Annotated in this window: 17 protein-coding genes; 14 read left to right on the top strand and 3 right to left on the bottom strand. The window is 64.6% G+C overall.

Features of this window, described 5'->3' with window-relative positions; genetic code table 11:
- Positions 1-102: 102 nt before the first annotated feature.
- Both BQ8794_RS21785 and BQ8794_RS21780 read left to right on the top strand, forming a co-directional pair.
- Positions 103-690 (top strand): nicotinate-nucleotide adenylyltransferase, encoded by a 588-nt coding sequence (locus BQ8794_RS21785; protein WP_027152843.1) that lies wholly within the window; start codon positions 103-105, stop codon positions 688-690.
- Between the two features lie 92 nt (positions 691-782).
- Entirely contained in the window at positions 783-2,078 is a 1,296-nt protein-coding gene (locus BQ8794_RS21780; RefSeq protein ID WP_077380732.1) for an MFS transporter, read from the top strand.
- Positions 2,079-2,102: 24 nt separating this feature from the next.
- On the opposite strand, the gene BQ8794_RS21775 is transcribed toward BQ8794_RS21780, so the two are convergent.
- A complete protein-coding gene (locus tag BQ8794_RS21775) occupies positions 2,103-2,957 on the bottom strand; it encodes a mechanosensitive ion channel family protein (protein WP_077380731.1) in 855 nt (284 codons plus the stop codon).
- 241 nt (positions 2,958-3,198) lie between these two features.
- On the opposite strand from BQ8794_RS21775, the gene rsfS reads away from it, so the two are divergent.
- From rsfS to BQ8794_RS21735, 8 genes are all read left to right on the top strand, one after another.
- Entirely contained in the window at positions 3,199-3,576 is a 378-nt protein-coding gene (rsfS, locus tag BQ8794_RS21770) for a ribosome silencing factor (protein WP_023800052.1), read from the top strand.
- 101 nt (positions 3,577-3,677) lie between these two features.
- Positions 3,678-4,160: a 23S rRNA (pseudouridine(1915)-N(3))-methyltransferase RlmH gene (gene rlmH / locus BQ8794_RS21765; protein WP_077380730.1), complete on the top strand. Its 483-nt coding sequence runs from the start codon at positions 3,678-3,680 to the stop codon at positions 4,158-4,160.
- A 147-nt stretch (positions 4,161-4,307) separates the two neighbouring features.
- A complete protein-coding gene (locus BQ8794_RS21760) occupies positions 4,308-5,699 on the top strand; it encodes a murein hydrolase activator EnvC family protein (protein ID WP_077380729.1) in 1,392 nt (463 codons plus the stop codon).
- A gap of 1 nt (position 5,700) precedes the next feature.
- The gene (locus tag BQ8794_RS21755) at positions 5,701-7,026 is read left to right on the top strand and encodes a S41 family peptidase (RefSeq protein WP_077380728.1); all 1,326 of its coding nucleotides are present in this window, start codon (positions 5,701-5,703) and stop codon (positions 7,024-7,026) included.
- Between the two features lie 150 nt (positions 7,027-7,176).
- Entirely contained in the window at positions 7,177-8,358 is a 1,182-nt protein-coding gene (locus tag BQ8794_RS21750) for a divergent polysaccharide deacetylase family protein (RefSeq protein ID WP_077380727.1), read from the top strand.
- Between the two features lie 2 nt (positions 8,359-8,360).
- A complete protein-coding gene (locus BQ8794_RS21745) occupies positions 8,361-8,882 on the top strand; it encodes an RNA pyrophosphohydrolase (RefSeq protein ID WP_077380726.1) in 522 nt (173 codons plus the stop codon).
- Between the two features lie 89 nt (positions 8,883-8,971).
- Positions 8,972-10,123: an alanine racemase gene (alr, locus tag BQ8794_RS21740; protein ID WP_077380725.1), complete on the top strand. Its 1,152-nt coding sequence runs from the start codon at positions 8,972-8,974 to the stop codon at positions 10,121-10,123.
- A 153-nt stretch (positions 10,124-10,276) separates the two neighbouring features.
- A complete protein-coding gene (locus tag BQ8794_RS21735) occupies positions 10,277-11,533 on the top strand; it encodes a D-amino acid dehydrogenase (RefSeq protein ID WP_077380724.1) in 1,257 nt (418 codons plus the stop codon).
- 99 nt (positions 11,534-11,632) lie between these two features.
- Here the strand turns inward: BQ8794_RS21735 and BQ8794_RS21730 are convergent, their stop codons facing one another.
- Entirely contained in the window at positions 11,633-12,514 is an 882-nt protein-coding gene (locus BQ8794_RS21730) for a LysR family transcriptional regulator (protein WP_077380723.1), read from the bottom strand.
- Between the two features lie 376 nt (positions 12,515-12,890).
- Between BQ8794_RS21730 and BQ8794_RS21720 the strand changes: the two genes are divergently transcribed.
- From BQ8794_RS21720 to BQ8794_RS21710, 3 genes are all read left to right on the top strand, one after another.
- The gene (locus BQ8794_RS21720) at positions 12,891-14,387 is read left to right on the top strand and encodes a CoA-acylating methylmalonate-semialdehyde dehydrogenase (protein WP_077380722.1); all 1,497 of its coding nucleotides are present in this window, start codon (positions 12,891-12,893) and stop codon (positions 14,385-14,387) included.
- Between the two features lie 321 nt (positions 14,388-14,708).
- Positions 14,709-15,005: a hypothetical protein gene (locus BQ8794_RS21715; protein WP_077380721.1), complete on the top strand. Its 297-nt coding sequence runs from the start codon at positions 14,709-14,711 to the stop codon at positions 15,003-15,005.
- Positions 15,006-15,283: 278 nt separating this feature from the next.
- Positions 15,284-15,598 carry a hypothetical protein gene (locus BQ8794_RS21710; protein WP_077380720.1) on the top strand — a complete coding sequence of 105 codons (315 nt, stop codon included), beginning with the start codon at positions 15,284-15,286 and terminating at the stop codon, positions 15,596-15,598.
- 69 nt (positions 15,599-15,667) lie between these two features.
- On the opposite strand, the gene BQ8794_RS21705 is transcribed toward BQ8794_RS21710, so the two are convergent.
- Complete coding sequence (locus BQ8794_RS21705) at positions 15,668-16,360, bottom strand: GntR family transcriptional regulator (protein ID WP_077380719.1); 693 nt, start codon at positions 16,358-16,360, stop codon at positions 15,668-15,670.
- 69 nt (positions 16,361-16,429) lie between these two features.
- Here BQ8794_RS21705 and BQ8794_RS21700 point away from each other — a divergent pair, with 69 nt between their 5' ends.
- Positions 16,430-17,323 carry a dihydrodipicolinate synthase family protein gene (locus BQ8794_RS21700; protein ID WP_077380718.1) on the top strand — a complete coding sequence of 298 codons (894 nt, stop codon included), beginning with the start codon at positions 16,430-16,432 and terminating at the stop codon, positions 17,321-17,323.
- The last annotated feature ends 32 nt before the right edge of the window (positions 17,324-17,355 follow it).

Here is a 17,355-nt window from a genome sequence, read left to right as displayed (position 1 = left end):
AGGGGGAGATGCCAAGTTTTGGCAAAGAGGGCAGGACAGAGGGGGGTGCTTAGCACGATGCTATCCCCGTCCGAACAACCCGTCCCCTCTCGCTACCTTCATATGCCGCATGCCGAAAAGGGCCTGGCCGTCGGGTTGTTCGGCGGCTCGTTCAATCCTGCCCATGCCGGCCATGCGCTGGTCGCCGAGATCGCGCTCAGGCGCCTGGCGCTCGATCAGCTGTGGTGGATGGTGACACCGGGCAATCCGCTCAAGAGCGCGCGCGAACTGGCGCCGCTGGCCGAGCGGCTGCGCCTGTCCGAGCAGATTGCCCGGAACCCGAAGGTCAAGGTCACCGCCTTCGAGGCGAGCCATTATGTCCGCTTCACCGCCGACACGCTGGCCCTGGTCAAGGCGCGCAACCCGGGCGTCGACTTCGTCTGGATCATGGGCGCCGATTCGCTGCGCGATTTTCACCGCTGGCAGCGCTGGCGCCAGATCGTGATGACGTTTCCGATCGCGGTGATCGATCGCCCTGGCGCGACGCTGTCGTTCCTGTCGTCGGTTGTCGCCAAGACCTTCGACTACGCGCGTGTCGACGAGGGCGACGCGCCGCGGCTCGCCCGCATGAAGGCGCCGGCCTGGACCTTCATTCACGGCCCGCGCTCGTCGCTGTCGTCGACCGCGATCCGCAAGATGGCGCAGGGATAGGAGTTTCCTTCTCGCCTTGTGGGAGAAGGGAAGATCGCTGATGTCGCATTTGCGGCTGCCTTTCCCCGGTCCGTGAGCGATCCTGCGCAGGCATGGCGATTCTCGAGCGAAACCAGACCAGACGCGACCCGGCGCAGGGCAGCCTGCCGGCCCCGGCGATCGCCATCGCCAGCGTTGTCCTGTCGATGGCGCTGGTAGCGGTCGGCAACGGACTGATGTTCGCCTATATCCCGGTCCGACTCGGCGCCGCGGGCTTCGATCCGACCTGGGCCGGGCTGATCGTCACCGGCCTCTCGGCCGGCGGCCTGGCAGGCTGCATCCTGACCGGTCCGCTGGTACGGCGCGTCGGCCATGCGCGCGCATTCATGGTGCTGTCGGCGTTGATCGTGCTGTCGAACGCCGCCGTTGGGGCTGGACCGCACCCGCTGTCGTGGATCGCGGCACGGGCGCTCTACGGCTTTGCCATATGCGGCCTGTTCATCGTTGCGCAAAGCTGGCTGAACGACGTCATCGCCAACACCATACGCGGCAGGGTCATGGCCTTCTTCTACGTCGCCTATGTCGCCGGGCTCGGTGTCGGCTACTCCACACTGGCGCTGATCGACATAAGGGCTGCGGATGCGCCGCTGGTCGGCATCGCCTTCACCGCGCTGTCGATCCTCCCCGTCGGGTTGACGCGGCTCGCCCAGCCGCCGCCGCCGCAGGCGGCGGCGGTGGCGCTTGCCCGCGCCTGGCGGATTTCGCCGGTCGGCGTCGCCGGCATGCTTGCCGTCGGCGGCCTGTCGATGACGATTTCAGGCTTTGCGCCGATCCATGCCACGGCCAAGGGCTACAGCCAGGCCGATGTGGCACTGCTGCTGTCGGCGATGCCGATCGGCACATTGATCCTGCAGATCCCGCTCGGATGGATTTCCGACCGCACCGACCGGCGCTTTGTGCTGGTCGCCGCTTCGGCGCTTGCCATGGTGGCAGGCCTGTTTGCGCTGGGCTTCGATGGTGGTGCGCTGGCGGCGCTGGTCGTCATCTATGTGGTCTGGGCCGGCGCGTCGGAATCGATCTATTCGCTGGCCAGCGCACATGCCGCCGACCGCGCCGGCAAGGACGACATGGTGGCGCTGTCCAGTTCACTGCTGTTCGCGTGGTCGCTGTCCGGCTTCATCGTGCCCGGCATCGTGACCGGGCTTTCCGCCGTCTACGGAACGCAGGCCTTCATCCATGTGGCCATCGTCATTGCCACCGTTTTTTGCCTGTTCGTGCTGTGGCGCGTGGTGGCGATGTCGCCTGTTCCCGCCGCCGAGACCGGCAATTTCGCGCCGATGACGGCGCAGGCACCGCTGCCCGTCGACCTCGCTTTCCCATCCGAAGAGCAGCGCCGCGCGGACAGCTAGACCCTGCACCGGGAATTGATCATCTCACTGTCTGGTGACGGTTTCCTGCCGCGGTGCTTCCGGCGGTGGCGCGGGTATAGAAATGCCTTCGCTGTCGAAGGCCTGCTTGGCGCGTTTGGTGAGATCGATCTGGGTGGGGAAGAAATCCGCAGCCGAGGTCCAGTAGCGCAAGGTGATGGCGACGTTGCTGTCGCCGACGGTCGCCACAAAGGCAATCGGCGCCGGCTCCCGCCTGACGCGTCGCTCGGCGGCGGCGACGCCCAGCATGGTCTTTTGAGCGAGATCGATGTCGTTCCACGAACCGATGGTCAGGGTGATATCGGCGCGGCGGGCACCATTGCGTGTAAAGTTGCGGACGGGCTGGTTCCACAGCGTCGAATTGGGGGCGAGCACGTAAACGCCTTCGACCGTTCTCAGCGTGGTGGCGAACAGCCCGATTTCCTCAACAGTCCCGGAAATGACCCCGACCTCGACATATTCGCCGATGCGGAATGGTCGCAGCGCCAGCAGCATGATGCCGGCGGCAATGTTCTGCAGCGTGCCCTGCAGCGCCAGGCCGATGGCCAGTCCGACGGCGCCAATGGCGGCAATGATCGAGGTCGTCTGCACACCGAACTGGCCGAGCACCATGACGACGACGAGGATCAGTATGGCGTAGCGGACGATCCTCGAGAAGAAGTGGCGCAGCGTCGTGTCGAAGCCATGGATATGGCCGAGGCCGGCGTAGATCGAGCGCTGGGCAAGGCCGGCGACGATATAGCCGAGGACCAGCAGGATGACGGCGCCGATGGCCGAGAAGGAGTACGAGACGATCAGCGCGCTGAGCTGCGCAAGGCCGGACTGCACGGTGAGGAGAGCGTTCTGAGGGTCGATAGGCATGAGGGGGGATCCGGTTGGTCAATGCGCCGATAACCCTCGCCGGGCGGCAAGAGTTCCGTTTTTTCTTCAACTGCGGAAGCGGAAGAACGGTTCTTCGTTGGCTACGGCAGGGCTGCCGTCTTGAAACTGCAACGCAACTCTGCCTATCTAAGGGGTGTCACCTGCTTTGAAGGGTGATTTGGTTGTTCTTGCTGCGAAAGGAAATACACTGAGAACAGCACTTTGGAAGAAGGCCGACATCGTGCCTTCGCCGGCCGGGATCAGCGTAAACGACGCCGTGTCCCGCGCCATCAAGACAGTCCTTGCCAGTCTGGAAGACTCCAAGGCCGAAAACATCGTCTCAATCGACATTCAGGGAAAATCGAGCCTCGGTGACTATATGGTCATCGCGTCCGGCCGATCGCACCGTCATGTCTCGGCTGTCGCCGATCATCTCCTCAAGGCGCTCAAGGATGCCGGGCTCGGCACGGCGCGCGTCGAGGGACTGGCCGGCGCCGACTGGGTCCTGATCGATTCGGGCGACATCATCGTCCATGTCTTCCGTCCCGAAGTCCGCGACTTCTACAATCTCGAAAAGATGTGGCAGGCGCCGGATCTCGAGGAAGAGACCCTCCACTGAGCGGTATTGGTTGATGCATGTTTACCAAAACCGGTGACCACCCTCGGGTCAGGCCGAGGGCATGCTTTGGTGACATGCATTAGCGGCTCTTCGAGGCAGGGATGAAAATCACAGTTCATGCCGTGGGCCGGATGAAAGCCGGCCCCGAGAAGCTGCTCGCCGACCGATATTTCGAGCGCTTCGCCAGGAGCGGGCAGGCCGTGGGGCTCGAATTCTCAGGGGTCGTCGAGATCCCGGAGGGTCGCGCCCAGACCGCCAACGAGCGTCGCCGCGAAGAGGGCCAGAAACTGCAGGCGCAGTTGCAACCTGGTGCTGCGCTGATGCTGCTCGACGAACGCGGCAAGAGTTTTTCGTCCGAGGATTTCGCCGGGCGCATCGGCCTGTTGCGTGATAGCGGCCGCAAGGCGCTGGTCATCGCCATCGGCGGCGCCGACGGTCATGACCAGTCGCTGCGCGATCAGGCCGATCTGATGGTGTCGTTCGGCGCGCCGACATGGCCGCACCAACTGGTCCGTGTCATGTTGGGCGAGCAGCTTTACCGGGCGGCCACAATCCTGTCCGGCCATCCCTATCATCGCTCGTGAGCCGTTGCAGGTTCAACCGAAACCGGTGGATTGGCGTGAGCCGCCCGGATTTTCGCCTCAATGCGTCACGAGGCTGTTTTGCGGTCGGCGGGCTCTCGAACATGGTTGATGGTTCGTTAACGAAGCCACGCATAGAGTCGGGCTTCAATGGCTGAAGGTTGGAAATCGCGAACGGGCGTTTGGCGCGCAGGCTGCGGCTTGGCAGCGGCGGTGCTTATGCTGTCGCTCGGTGCCGCGCGGGCGCAGAGCAGGCTCGACATGGCGCCTGACCCGGACCAGAGCCGCGTCGAATACGAACGGATATCGCAGGAGATCACACTGTCGTCGGAGCGGCTGGCCAAGCTCGCCGCCGACATGGCGACGGTCAAGAAGGACCATGCCTCGATCACCGCGGCGCTGATCCAGTCGGCGATGACCGAGCAGAAGCTCGGCCAGGACATCGAGGACATCGGTGCCAAGCTGGAAGGGCTTAAGGGCGACGAGCAGAAAATCCGCGCCTCGCTGGCTGCCAGACGCGACGTTCTGGCCGAGGTGCTGGCCGCGCTGCAGCGCATGGGGCTCAATCCGCCGCCGGCCATCCTGGTCAAGCCGGAGGACGCGCTGTCGTCGGTGCGCAGCGCCATCCTGCTCGGCGCCGTGGTGCCGGAGCTGCGCCAGCAGACCGAGATATTGCTGGCGGAGCTCAAGGAGCAGTCACGCGTGACGGCCTCGATCGAGGCGGAGCGGGCGCGGCTGACGGCGGCAGTCGCCGAGCAGACGGCGGAAAAGAAGCGGCTCGGCATGCTGCTCGAAGCCAAGCAGAAGCTCGAGGCCGAGACGCAAACGGCACTGGCGGCGGAAAAGCAGCGATCCGCAGCACTGGCGGCCAAGGCCGGCAGCCTGAAGGAACTGATCGCCTCGCTCGAGGCCGACAAGGCCCGCAAGGCCGCGGACGCGGCGAAGGCAGCCGAGCAGAAGGCCGCCGAGCAGAAAGCCGCGAAGCAGAAGGCAGCGGGCGCCGACAAGGCCCCGGCGCAGACGGCTCCGGCACAGAAGGCCCTGGAACAGACGGAACTGGCGGCCCTGCCGGTGCCGGAAGCCAACCGGCTCACCGCCGCGGCGCCGTTTTCGGCGCTTCGGGGGCAGATCGCGTTGCCCGTCACCGGCAAGATCAAGCGGCGGTTCGGGGCCAGCGACGGTAACGGCGCAGTGATGCTCGGTGACATGGTTGCGACACAATCGGGAGCCATCGTCACCGCGCCGGCGGACGGAAATGTACTTTATGCGGGACCTTTTCGCTCTTATGGTCAACTCTTGATCCTGAACGCAGGTGACGGCTATCATGTCGTTCTCGCGGGGATGAGCAGAATCAGCGTCGCGTCTGGCCAGTCGGTGCTCGCAGGAGAGCCGGTCGGCGCGATGGGAGAGGCCCGGGTGGCGAGCACCTCGGCATCGAAGAATGGAAATGCCACGCCGGAACTCTATGTTGAGTTCCGCAAGGATGGAAAACCCGTCGATCCGACCCCATGGTGGGCGGACCGTTTGTCTGGAAGGACGTGAGATGATGCGGAAACTGTCGCTTCTGTTTGCCGGTGCGCTGATGGGCGCATCCGCGATGAGCCTGGTCTATGGCGCCCCCGGCTCGACGGCGAACGCTGCGGGCTCCGAGACCTATAAGCAACTGGCGATCTTCGGTGATATTTTCGAGCGGGTGCGGGCGCAATATGTGACGCCGCCCGACGACAAGTCGCTGGTCGAAAACGCCATCAACGGCATGCTTACCTCGCTCGACCCGCACTCTTCCTATATGAACGCCGAAGAGGCGCAGGACATGCGCGTGCAGACCAAGGGCGAGTTCGGCGGCCTCGGCATCGAGGTCACCATGGAGAACGACCTGGTCAAGGTGATCACGCCGATCGACGATACGCCGGCTGCCAAAGCGGGCGTGCTTGCCGGCGACTATATTGCCAAGATCGACGGCGAGGAGGTTCGCGGCCTGAGCCTCAACGATGCGGTCGAGAAGATGCGCGGGCTGGTCAACACGCCGATCAAGCTCACCATCCTGCGTCAGGGCGCCGATAAGCCAATCGAGCTGACGGTGGTGCGCGACATCATCAAGGTCAAGGCGGTCAAGTTCCGGGTCGAGAACGACATCGGCTACATCAAGATCACCTCCTTCACCGAAAAGACCCATGATGATCTCGAGAACGCCATCGAAACCATCGAGAAGCAAGTGCCGAACGAAAAGCTCAAGGGCTACGTGCTCGATCTGCGCCTCAATCCGGGCGGGTTGCTCGATCAGGCGGTGAGCGTGTCCGACGCCTTCCTCAACCGTGGCGAGATCGTCTCGACGCGTGGCCGCGATCCGAAGGACGTCACGCGCTTCGACGCGCGGCCGGGCGACGATATCGACGGCAAGCCGCTGGTCGTGCTCGTCAATGGCGGCTCGGCCAGTGCGTCCGAAATCGTCGCCGGCGCGCTGCAGGACCTGCGCCGCGCCACGGTGGTCGGCACGCAGTCGTTCGGCAAGGGTTCGGTGCAGACCATCGTCCCTCTCGGCGAGAATGGCGCGCTGCGCCTGACGACGGCGCTCTATTACACGCCGTCCGGCAAGTCGATCCAGGGCAAGGGCATCACGCCCGACATCAAGGTCGACCAGCCGTTGCCGCCGGATCTGCAGGGCAGGGATCTGACGCGCGGTGAGTCGGACCTCAAGGGCCACATCAAGGGCAGCGAGGAGGGCGATACCGGTTCGGGCTCGGCAGCCTATGTGCCGCCGGAGCCGAAGGACGATCTGCAACTCATCTTTGCCCAGCAGTTGCTGCGCGGCGAGAAGACCGATCCGGCGTTCCCGCCGAATCCGGACAAGGCTGTGCTCAACCAGTAGGGCCGTGCTGAACCAGTAGGACTGTGTTGAGCCAGTAAACGTCGATCAGCCGGACAACAGGTCTGGCTGCCTGATCGAAGCGATGTAATGCTGCCGGGGCCGCAAGGCCTCGGCAGTTTGATTCGGGGGACCGCGGCTGGGGGATGCGGCTTGGCTGACATCGGTAGTGACATCGAACGCCCACTCGGGCAGGCCGTCCGGCCGCCGCGCGCCGCCCGCAGGATCAGCGCTGGCGTGGTCGCGGCCACTCTGGTGGTGCTGGCCGTGATCGGCGTCTCCGGGGCGATTGCGCTGCGTGAAAGGCCGTTTCGAAAGCCGGAAGAAGTCGCCGTTTCGACGCCGAAGGCGACGGCCGTGGTCGAACCCGCAGCGCCGGTCACTGAGCCGGCGCCGAAGGCCGAAGCATCCTCCAAGGCGAGCATACCCAAGACGGGCGGGCCGCAGATCATCCACATGCAGACCGAAGCGGGCGACGGTCCACCCGGGGCCATCGTCATCCACGACCCTTCGACGACCGGCCAGAACCTGAGGATCGCGCATGTTGCCGACAGGGCGCTGGTCGAGTCCGGCGAAACCGGTCCATTGCCGGTTCGTGCTGCCGACGGCAGGCGGCCGTTCGATGTCTATGCGCGACCGTGGTCCGGTGCGCGCGGTGCGCGCGTGGCGATCATCATCGGCGGGCTTGCCGTGTCTCAGACCGGCACGCAGGCGGCCATCGCCAAGCTGCCGGCCGAAGTGACGCTGGGCTTCGCGCCGCAGGGCAACAGCATCGGCCGCTGGATGCAGGCGGCGCGGCAGAGCGGCCATGAGATCGTCATGCAGGTGCCGCTCGAACCGTTCGATTATCCGAATGTCAATCCCGGCCGCAACACGCTGACGGTCGTGGCGACACCGGACGAGAATTTGGAGAATTTGCGCTGGGCGCTGTCGCGGACGACCAATTACACCGGCGTCATGAACTATATGGGCGCGCGTTTCTCGGCCGATGCTGCGGCGATGGGGCCGCTGATGGCCGAGCTTGGCCGGCGCGGCCTGGCCTATGTCGACGACGGTTCGTCGGCACGCAGCCTGGCGCCCGAACTGGCGTTGAAGAACGGCGTGCCGTTCGCCGCGGGCGACACGTCGATCGACGCCGTGCGGGACCGCGGTGCCATACTGAAGAAGCTGGACGAACTGGAAGCCACCGCGCGGGCGAAAGGCTTTGCCGTCGGCATCGGCTCGGCCTTCGACCTGACGGTCGATACCGTGTCGTCCTGGGTGATCGAGGCCAAGAAGCGCGGCATCGAGATCGTGCCGATTTCGGCAGTGGCGGTGGATCCGGAAAAAGGTTGAGCATGGCGAAGAAAAATCCGGTCGACCCCGAGACGCTGCCGTATCGTCGCTGCGTCGGAGCGATGGTCCTCAACGAAGAGGGGTTGGTCTGGATCGGGCATCGCATTGCCGAGCCGGACAGCGAATTCGACGGCACGACGCAGCTCTGGCAGATGCCGCAGGGCGGCATCGACAAGGGCGAAGAGCCGCTGCAGGCGGCACAGCGGGAACTCTACGAAGAAACCGGGATGCGCAGCGTCTCGTTGCTGGATGAGGCGCCGAACTGGATATTTTACGACCTGCCGGCCCATCTGGTCGGCGTCGCCTTCAAGGGAAAGTATCGCGGCCAGACGCAAAAATGGTTCGCCTTCCGCTTTCACGGCGACGTGAGCGAGATTGAGATCAATCCGCCGCCGGGCGGCCACACCGCCGAGTTCGACAGATGGGCTTGGCGGCCAATGGAGGAATTGCCCGACCTGATCGTTCCGTTCAAGCGTCAGGTCTATGAGGATGTAGTTGCGGCATTCCGGCATCTGGTTGCGTAGCTTGGCGCAAGCCGCGCTCGCGCCGACCACGGTTGCCGCATCGGCGCGGTGGCCTTATTGATGGCCAATCCGCTGCAGACGGGATTGGCATGAACGGCACTTCCAAAAAATCTCTTTCTGAAACGGTCGCCGTCAAAGCCGTGCCGATCAGCGAAGCGGCGGCCGGCGCCATATTGACCGTCGATCTCAGCGCCATCCGCGAAAATTACCGGCGGCTCAAGGCGCGGTTGGGCGGTGTCGGCTGCGCCGGTGTCGTCAAGGCCGACGGCTACGGGCTCGGCGGGCCGCAAGTGGCCGCGGCGCTGGCGGCCGAAGGCTGTGCTATTTTTTTCGTCGCGCATCTGGCCGAGGGCGCCTTGCTGCGCCAGGCGCTCGGCGCACGGGCGGCGATCTATGTGCTGAACGGCATTCAGCCGGGCGCCGAAAGCGAAGCCGTCGAAGCAGAGCTGGGCGTGGTCATCAACAGCGCCGGCCAGCTCGCCGCCTGGCGCGCGGCGGCGCAGCGCGCCGGCCGCAAGCTCGAGGCTGCAATCCAGGTCGACAGCGGCATGTCGCGGCTCGGCATGGCGGCAGCCGAGGTGGAGGCCGTCGCTGCCGACCCGCAGGCTTTCGACGGTATCGACGTCACCTTCGTGATGAGCCATCTCGCTCGCGCCGACGAGCCCGAGCATCAGGCCAACGAGCAGCAGCGGCTGGAATTCGAGCGGCTGCGCAGGATGCTGCCAAAGGCGCTGGCCTCGTTAGCCAATTCCTCCGGCATCTTTCTTGGGCAGCCCTTTCACTACGACCTCGCCCGGCCCGGTGCGGCGCTCTACGGCATCAATCCGACGCCAGCGCAGGAAAATCCGATGCTGCCGGTGGTGCGGCTTCAAGCAAAAATCATCCAGACGCGCAGCCTCGATAGGGGAGCCGGCGTCGGCTATGGTCATATTTATCACGTCACCGATTCGCTGATCGCCGCAACGATCTCGCTTGGCTATGCCGATGGCTGGCATCGACGCGCGGCCTCGGCGGCCTGGTTCGAAAATGTGCGCTTGCCGTTCCTGGGCCGTGTGTCGATGGATTCGATCGTCCTCGACATTTCGGCCCTGCCGCCCGGCAGGCTGAAGGCGGGCGACCTCGTCGAACTGATCGGCCCGTCGCAGACGGTGGACCAGGCGGCCGGCCATGCCGGCACCATCGGCTATGAAATCCTGACCAGCCTCGGACACCGCTTTCACTGGCGCTATGTGAATGGATAGCGCGCGGGCTTTTTTAGGCATGTGTCGTCGTCCCAAAGCCTCCTGCGTACTTTTGGGCGACATGCTTGGGCACTTGGCGGACGCCGTAAAATCCGGCAGACAGAAAGCCACGATGCCGCCCGCTGACAAGACATCGTTCTGGAGAGCTATGCGATGAAGATCTTCGTGCTGGGCGGCGGCGTCGTCGGGGTCACCACTGCTTATTACCTGGCCGAGGCCGGTCATGAAGTGACGGTGATCGACCGGCAGAAGGGCCCGGCGCTGGAAACCAGCTTTGCCAATGCCGGCGAGATCTCGCCAGGCTACGCCTCGCCCTGGGCCGGTCCCGGCGTCCCGCTGAAGGCGATCAAATGGCTGCTGATGAAGCATGGTCCGCTGGTGGTGCGGCCGACTCTCGATCCGCATATGTGGGTATGGCTGGTCAGGATGCTGCGCAACTGCACGGCTGAGCGCTATGCAGTCAACAAGGCGCGCATGGTGCCTTTGGCCGAATACAGCCGCGACACGCTGAAAGCGCTGCGCCAGGCGACCGGCATCGCCTATGACGAGCGCACCAAGGGTACGCTGCAGCTTTTTCGCACGCAGCAGCAGCTCGACGGCACGTCAGGCGATGTCGAGGTGCTGAAGACATATGGCGTTCCCTACGAGATCCTCGATCCCGACGGCTGCATCGCGGCCGAGCCGGGCTTGGCAGGGATCCGTGAAAAGTTCGTCGGCGGCCTGCGGCTGCCGGGCGACGAGACCGGTGACTGCAAGATGTTCACTGACCGTCTGGCCGAGTTCTGCGTGGCGCGCGGCGTCACCTTCGAATACGACACGTCGATCAGGCGCATCGTGCGCAAGCGCAATCAGATCGCCAACATCAATACGAGCAAGGGATGGAAGGCCGCCGACGCCTATGTGATGGCGATGGGCAGCTATTCGGCAAAGTTCATGCGCTACCTGAAACGACCCATCCCGGTCTATCCGGTCAAGGGTTATTCGATCACCGTGCCGGTCAAGGATGCTGCCGCAGCACCGGTCTCGACGGTGATGGACGAGACTTACAAGGTGGCGATCACCAGGCTCGGCGATCGCATCCGAGTCGGTGGCACCGCGGAGATTTCCGGCTTTGACCTGACGCTGCATGAAACGCGGCGGCGCACGCTAGAACATTCACTCGGCGACCTTTTTCCAGGCAGCGGCGACATGCGGTCGGCGACCTTCTGGTGCGGGTTGCGGCCGATGACGCCGGACGGGCCGCCGCTGATCGGCCGCACCGAGTTTTCCAACCTCTATCTCAACACCGGCCACGGTACGCTCGGCTGGACCATGGCCTGCGGCTCGGCCAAGGTCCTCGCCGACATCATTTCCAGCCGGGTGCCGGACATCGATGTCCGCGACCTCGGACCGGAGCGATATCAGCGGTAGGATCGGAAGGATCCTTCACGCCATTTGAGCGGGGTGAGAAACTTGCCGCGCAATTTGGGATCAAGCTGCAGCACACTTCGTCGCGTCAGATGAATATCGTCAGGCGAACAGGCTTCGCTCCCGTTCCACCGCCCTGGTGATGAAGCTCGCGACGATCTGGACGCGGCGCAGCGGCCTGACCGATTCGTGATAAACCAGCCAGTAGGCGCGGCGGATGGGCGCGACGATGTCGACGGCCACCAGTTCCGGCATCGAACGGGCGACAAAGGTGTGCAGGATGCCGATGCCGGCGCCGGAGCGCACCGCTTCGGCCTGGCCGAGCGCCGAGGAGATGGCGAAGCTCGTGCGCCAGTCGGCGCTGAACTCGGCCGCATAGTCGAGCGAGGGGCTGACGATGAGGTCCGGGACATAACCGATCAGCGTGTGCCGGCCAAGCTCGGCCGGCGTCTGGGGCAGGCCATGCGCGTCGGCATAGGCGCGGGACGCGAACAGGCCGAGCGTGTAGTCGACCAGCTTTCCCGCCACCAGCCTGCCTTCGGTCGGTCGCTCCACGGTGATGGCGATGTCGGCCTCGCGCCTGGACAACGAGAAGGAACGCGGCACCGGCACCAGCTGGATGGTGAGTTCGCGGTGAAGCGCCGTCAGCGCGCCGAGGCGTTTGGCCAGGAAGGCGACGCCGAAACCATCAGGCGCGCCGACGCGCACGGTGCCGGAGACGTCGTCGCCTTCGCCCGCCACGGTCGCGCGCGCGGCGATCATGTCGCCTTCCATGCGCTCGGCGATGTCGAGGAAGCGCTCGCCCGCCGGCGTCAGCTCGCTGCCGGTGGTCAGCCGGCGAAAGAGTTTTGTGCGCAGCGCATCCTCGAGCGCGGCGACGCGACGCGAGACGGTGGCGTGGTTGAGCTCCAGCCGCTTGGCCGCGCCGAGGATCTGGCCGGCACGCGCCACCGCCAGAAAGATGCGGACGTCATCCCAGTTCATGAGGAGGGTCCGGATGATGATTACGGGAGTGCTCTAGGGCGCCCCCCTCTGTCCTGCCGGACATCTCCCCCACGAGGGGGGAGGCCGGCCGGCCGCTCCGGCGGCGACTTTCTTGCAACGTTGCGGGTTGGCGAAAGCGGGGATGACAGCCAATCTCCCCCCTCGTGGGGGAGATGTCCGGCAGGACAGAGGGGGGCGCGAAGGAACTCAACTTCTCAATCCTTGCTGCTGGGACCTGCAACTTATCATTTGCGGCAATTGATGCACAGTCGCGCACTGCACTCTATTTCCCGCACAACGGTTGCGTTTTCGCTCGCGTTGCCATCGGCCGCGCAAAGGCGGACAATGACGCATCACAAATACAGGGAGAGAGACCATGATCGACAACGGTCATTTCATCGGCGGCAAGCGTGTCGCTGGGACCAGCGGCCGCAAGCAGGACGTCATGCAGCCGATGGACGGCACGGTGCGCGGCACCGTGGCGCTGGCTTCGCAGGCGGAACTGCGCGCGGCGGTGGAAAACGCCAAGGCGGCGCAGCCCGGTTGGGCGGCGACCAATCCGCAGCGGCGCGTGCGCGTCCTGATGAAGTTCCTCGAACTGGTCGCCCGGGAGTATGATGCCCTGGCCGACATTCTGGCGCGCGAACACGGCAAGACCATCGCTGACGCCAAGGGCGACATCCAGCGCGGCCTGGAAGTGGTCGAGGTTTGCATCGGCGCGCCGCACATGATGAAGGGCGAGTTCACCGACGGCGCCGGCCCCGGCATCGACGTCTATTCGATGCGCCAACCGCTCGGCGTCGTTGCCGGCATTACGCCGTTCAATTTTCCGGCGATGATCCCATTGTGGAAGATCGCGCCGGCTATCGCTTGCGGCAACGCCTTCATCCTGAAGCCTTCTGAGCGCGACCCGGGCGTGCCGATGCGCATCGCCGAGCTGTTCATCGAGGCCGGCCTGCCAGCGGGCATTCTCAACGTCGTCAACGGCGACAAGGAGGCGGTCGACGCCATCCTCGACGATCCCGACATCAAGGCCATCGGCTTCGTCGGCTCGACACCGATTGCCCAGTACATCTATTCGCGCGGCTGCGCGGCCGGCAAGCGCGTGCAGTGCTTCGGCGGCGCCAAGAACCACATGATCATCATGCCCGACGCCGACATGGACCAGACCGTCGACGCGCTGATCGGCGCCGGCTATGGCTCGGCCGGCGAGCGCTGCATGGCGATCTCGGTGGCTGTCCCGGTCGGCAACGACACCGCCAACCGGTTGATGGAAAAGCTGGTGCCGCGCGTCGAAAGTCTGAAGGTCGGCCCGTCGACGGATTCGTCCGCCGATTTCGGCCCGCTGGTGACGGCGCAGGCGCTGGAGCGGGTCAAGGGCTATGTCGACATCGGCGTCAGCGAAGGCGCCAAACTGGTCGTCGACGGCCGCGGCTTTTCCATGCAGGGCTATGAGAACGGCTACTATATGGGCGGCTGCCTGTTCGACAGCGTGACCGCCGATATGCGCATCTACAAGGAAGAGATTTTTGGGCCGGTGCTCTCGGTGGTGCGCGCGCCGACTTACGAGAACGCGATCAAGCTCGCCAACGATCACGAAATGGGCAACGGCGTCGCCATCTTCACCCGCGACGGCGATGCCGCCCGCGACTTCGCCTCGAGGGTCCAGGTCGGCATGGTCGGTATCAACGTGCCAATCCCGGTGCCGATCGCCTACTACACGTTCGGCGGCTGGAAAGCGTCTTCCTTCGGCGACCTCAACCAACACGGACCGGACGCATTCCGTTTCTATACCAAGACCAAGACGGTGACCTCGCGCTGGCCGTCCGGCGTCAAGGACGGCGCCGAATTCGTCATCCCGACGATGAACTAGCCGGCCGGTTTTTGTCTGCGCGTCCTCGCCTTTGCTGCGGGCGCGCGGGCAGGCGTGAAGGACGGCGCCGAATTCGTCATCCCGACGATGAACTAGCCGGCCGGATCCGGGGTCCAGCTCTAAGATTGAACAACAAAGGCCTGGCCAGAAACCGGGCCTTTTTGTTGACCGTGGCGGCCCGTATGTGCGTGAACGCTGATGTGATGGAACCAGGCGGGCAGCAGAAACCTTAATCTGCAATCCTGCAGCGAAGCAGGCGCGGCAGACCAACCAACGGCGCTGGCAACAGCTTCGGGGGCGGCCGGCGCAAGGAGGTGTCGGATGACACGTCTAATAGCGACGATATTCCTGGCAGTTGCGGCGCTTTCCGCCGCCCCGGCAACAGCGGCCGAACAATGCGCGCCACGAGCCGACATGATCAAGGCGCTCGGCGAGAAGTTCCGGGAAAATCCAACCGCGCTCGGCGTCGTCAATCCGAATGTGATTGTTGAAGTCTTCGTTTCCGATCAAGGCACCTGGGCCATCCTCGCCAGCGACACACGCGGTCAAAGCTGCGTGGTTTCGGTGGGTGAAGGCTGGGAGAGCGCGGTGACGACAGCAGCGCTGCCAGGTACCTGAGCCGCCTAGCGGGTGGCAGCTAGCCGCGCGCAGGCCGCGGTTCTCGGCGATGATCATGAAACGGATCCACAGGCGCCCCAGCGGGCGCCTGCTTGCGCTTTTTTGTCGCCTCCACCATATATGGAACATAGTGGGAACATCTGGAATCGTCCCCGCTGATGACAGACCGGAACACGGAAAGGAACGACGCGATGGTGATGACGTCGGAACCGGCCTGGATCGTTCCGGCAAAATGAGGGCTCTGCCTTTGCCGGACGTGATGGCAAAGGAGATGCCCTATGACGCGCAAATCGCTGTTGGTTGGGTTGAAAAACCTGATTCTTGCTGGTGCATTGGCGGTGGGGACGAACGCCGCAAGCGCCCAATATCAATACTGCGTTGAACATCGCGATCTCGTCGCCCACCTGAGCGAGCAGTTCCAGGAAAGACAGTTTGCTTTCGGGCTGATCGGTCAGATGGCGATTATGGAAGTCTATGTCGCCGACAGCGGAAGCTGGACGATCATCGTCACCGACGTCGCCGGCAGAAGCTGCATCGTCGCGGCCGGCGAACATTGGGAAAACGTGGTGATTCCGACCGACCAGGACGCATGACGAATTGAGCGATGCTCAGCGGCCTGTGGGCGGAACTTAAAGAGCCGGCCGAAGGTTGCTGCCGATCTCCTAGCGCGTCGCAGCCGCCTCGGCATGGCCGCGCAGCAGCGCCATCAGGCGCTTGGCATCCTTGGCGGCGGCGTCCTCGTCGCCGCCGAGGATCGAGCGGATCAGCGCGACATGGTGCTCGGCCGATTCGGCAAGCCCGGTATCGGCCTTGTAGCGGAACCAGAAGCGGCGGCTGTGGGTCTGCAACGGGGCCGCCAGCCGCGCGGCGAAGGGATTGTCGGCCGCCAGCGCCAGCGCCTCGTCGAGCGCCTTGTCGGCCTGGATGAAGGCCAGCACATTGCCCGATATCACCGCCTTCTGCATGGCCAGCGCCGAGTCGTGAAACAGGTCGGCCGCCTCGCGGGTGACGAAGCGGGCGGCCGAGCGGGCAAGAACCACCTCGACGCCACGCCGTGCATCGAGAACGCGCAACCAGTCGCCGGGATGCAGCGGGGCAATGGCGATGCCGGCACGCGGCCGGACATCCAGCAGTCCCTCCCACGCCAGCCGCTGGATCGCCTCGCGCACCGGTGTGCGGCCGAGCCCCAGCCTGTCGATCAGCGCGCCTTCGGTGATGAAGCTTGACGGCGCCAGTTCGAGCGTCACGATCATGTGCTCGAGCACGCGGTAGGCTTTCGCCGCCACCGGCTCGAATGCCGGGCTTGTTTCATTGAATATCAAAGGCGATCTCCTGATATATTTTTGATATATCATAGCAAAATCCGTGTTGACAGTCCGTTTCTTAATAAATATACGACTGATATATCAGATGGAGCGACCGCTATGTGGACCGGAGTTTTCCCCGCCGTCACGACCAAATTCACCGAGGACGACCGCCTCGACCATGCCGAGATGGAGCGCTGCTTTGCGCTGCAGATGCAGGCTGGCTGCGACGGCATCATCGTCTGCGGCTCGCTCGGCGAGGGGCCGATGCTCTCGCATGACGAGAAGATCGACGTGCTGAATACCGCGCAGAAGATCGCCGGCGGCAAGCCGGTTCTGCTGACGGTCAACGAACCTGGCACCCGGGAGGCGGCGGCGATCGCGCGCCGCGCCGCCAGAGAGGGCGCCAACGGGCTGATGGTGGTGCCGAGCCCGATCTACCACACCAATGCGGCGGAGACGGTCGCCGCGCTGCGCGCCGTCGCCGAGGCCGGCGACCTGCCGGTGATGATCTATTCCAACCGGCTTGCCTACCGCGTCGACGTCACCGTCGATCAGATGGAGGAACTGGCGAAGGACAAGCGCTTCGTCGCCATCAAGGAATCCTCCGACGACATCCGCCGCTCGACCGAAATCATCAACCGCTTCGGTGACCGCTACGATTTGTTCACCGGCGTCGACAATCTGGCGTTCGAGGCGCTGTCGGTCGGCGCCATCGGCTGGGTGGCGGGGCTGGTCACCGCGTTCCCGCGCGAGACGGTCGCGATCTACCAATTGATGAAGCAGGGCCGCCGCGAGGAGGCGCTGACAATCTACCGCTGGTTCCGGCCACTGCTCGACCTCGACGTGTCGACCTATCTGGTGCAGAACATCAAGCTCGCCGAAGTCCTGGCGATCAACACCAACGACCGCGTGCGCATGCCGCGTCAGCCGCTGTCGGGCGAGCGCCGCAAGACGGTCGAAAAGATCGTCCGGGATGCGCTGGCGGCGCGGCCGGAGCTGCCGAGGTTTTGAGGCAGCTCTCTTCTCCCCGTTTTACGGGGAGA

It is taken from the genome of Mesorhizobium prunaredense (assembly GCF_900156895.1).
Taxonomy (GTDB): Bacteria; Pseudomonadota; Alphaproteobacteria; order Rhizobiales; family Rhizobiaceae; genus Mesorhizobium; species Mesorhizobium prunaredense.
The sequence above is the reverse complement of the archived record's forward strand: the minus strand, read 5'-3'. Positions and strand labels throughout refer to the sequence as shown.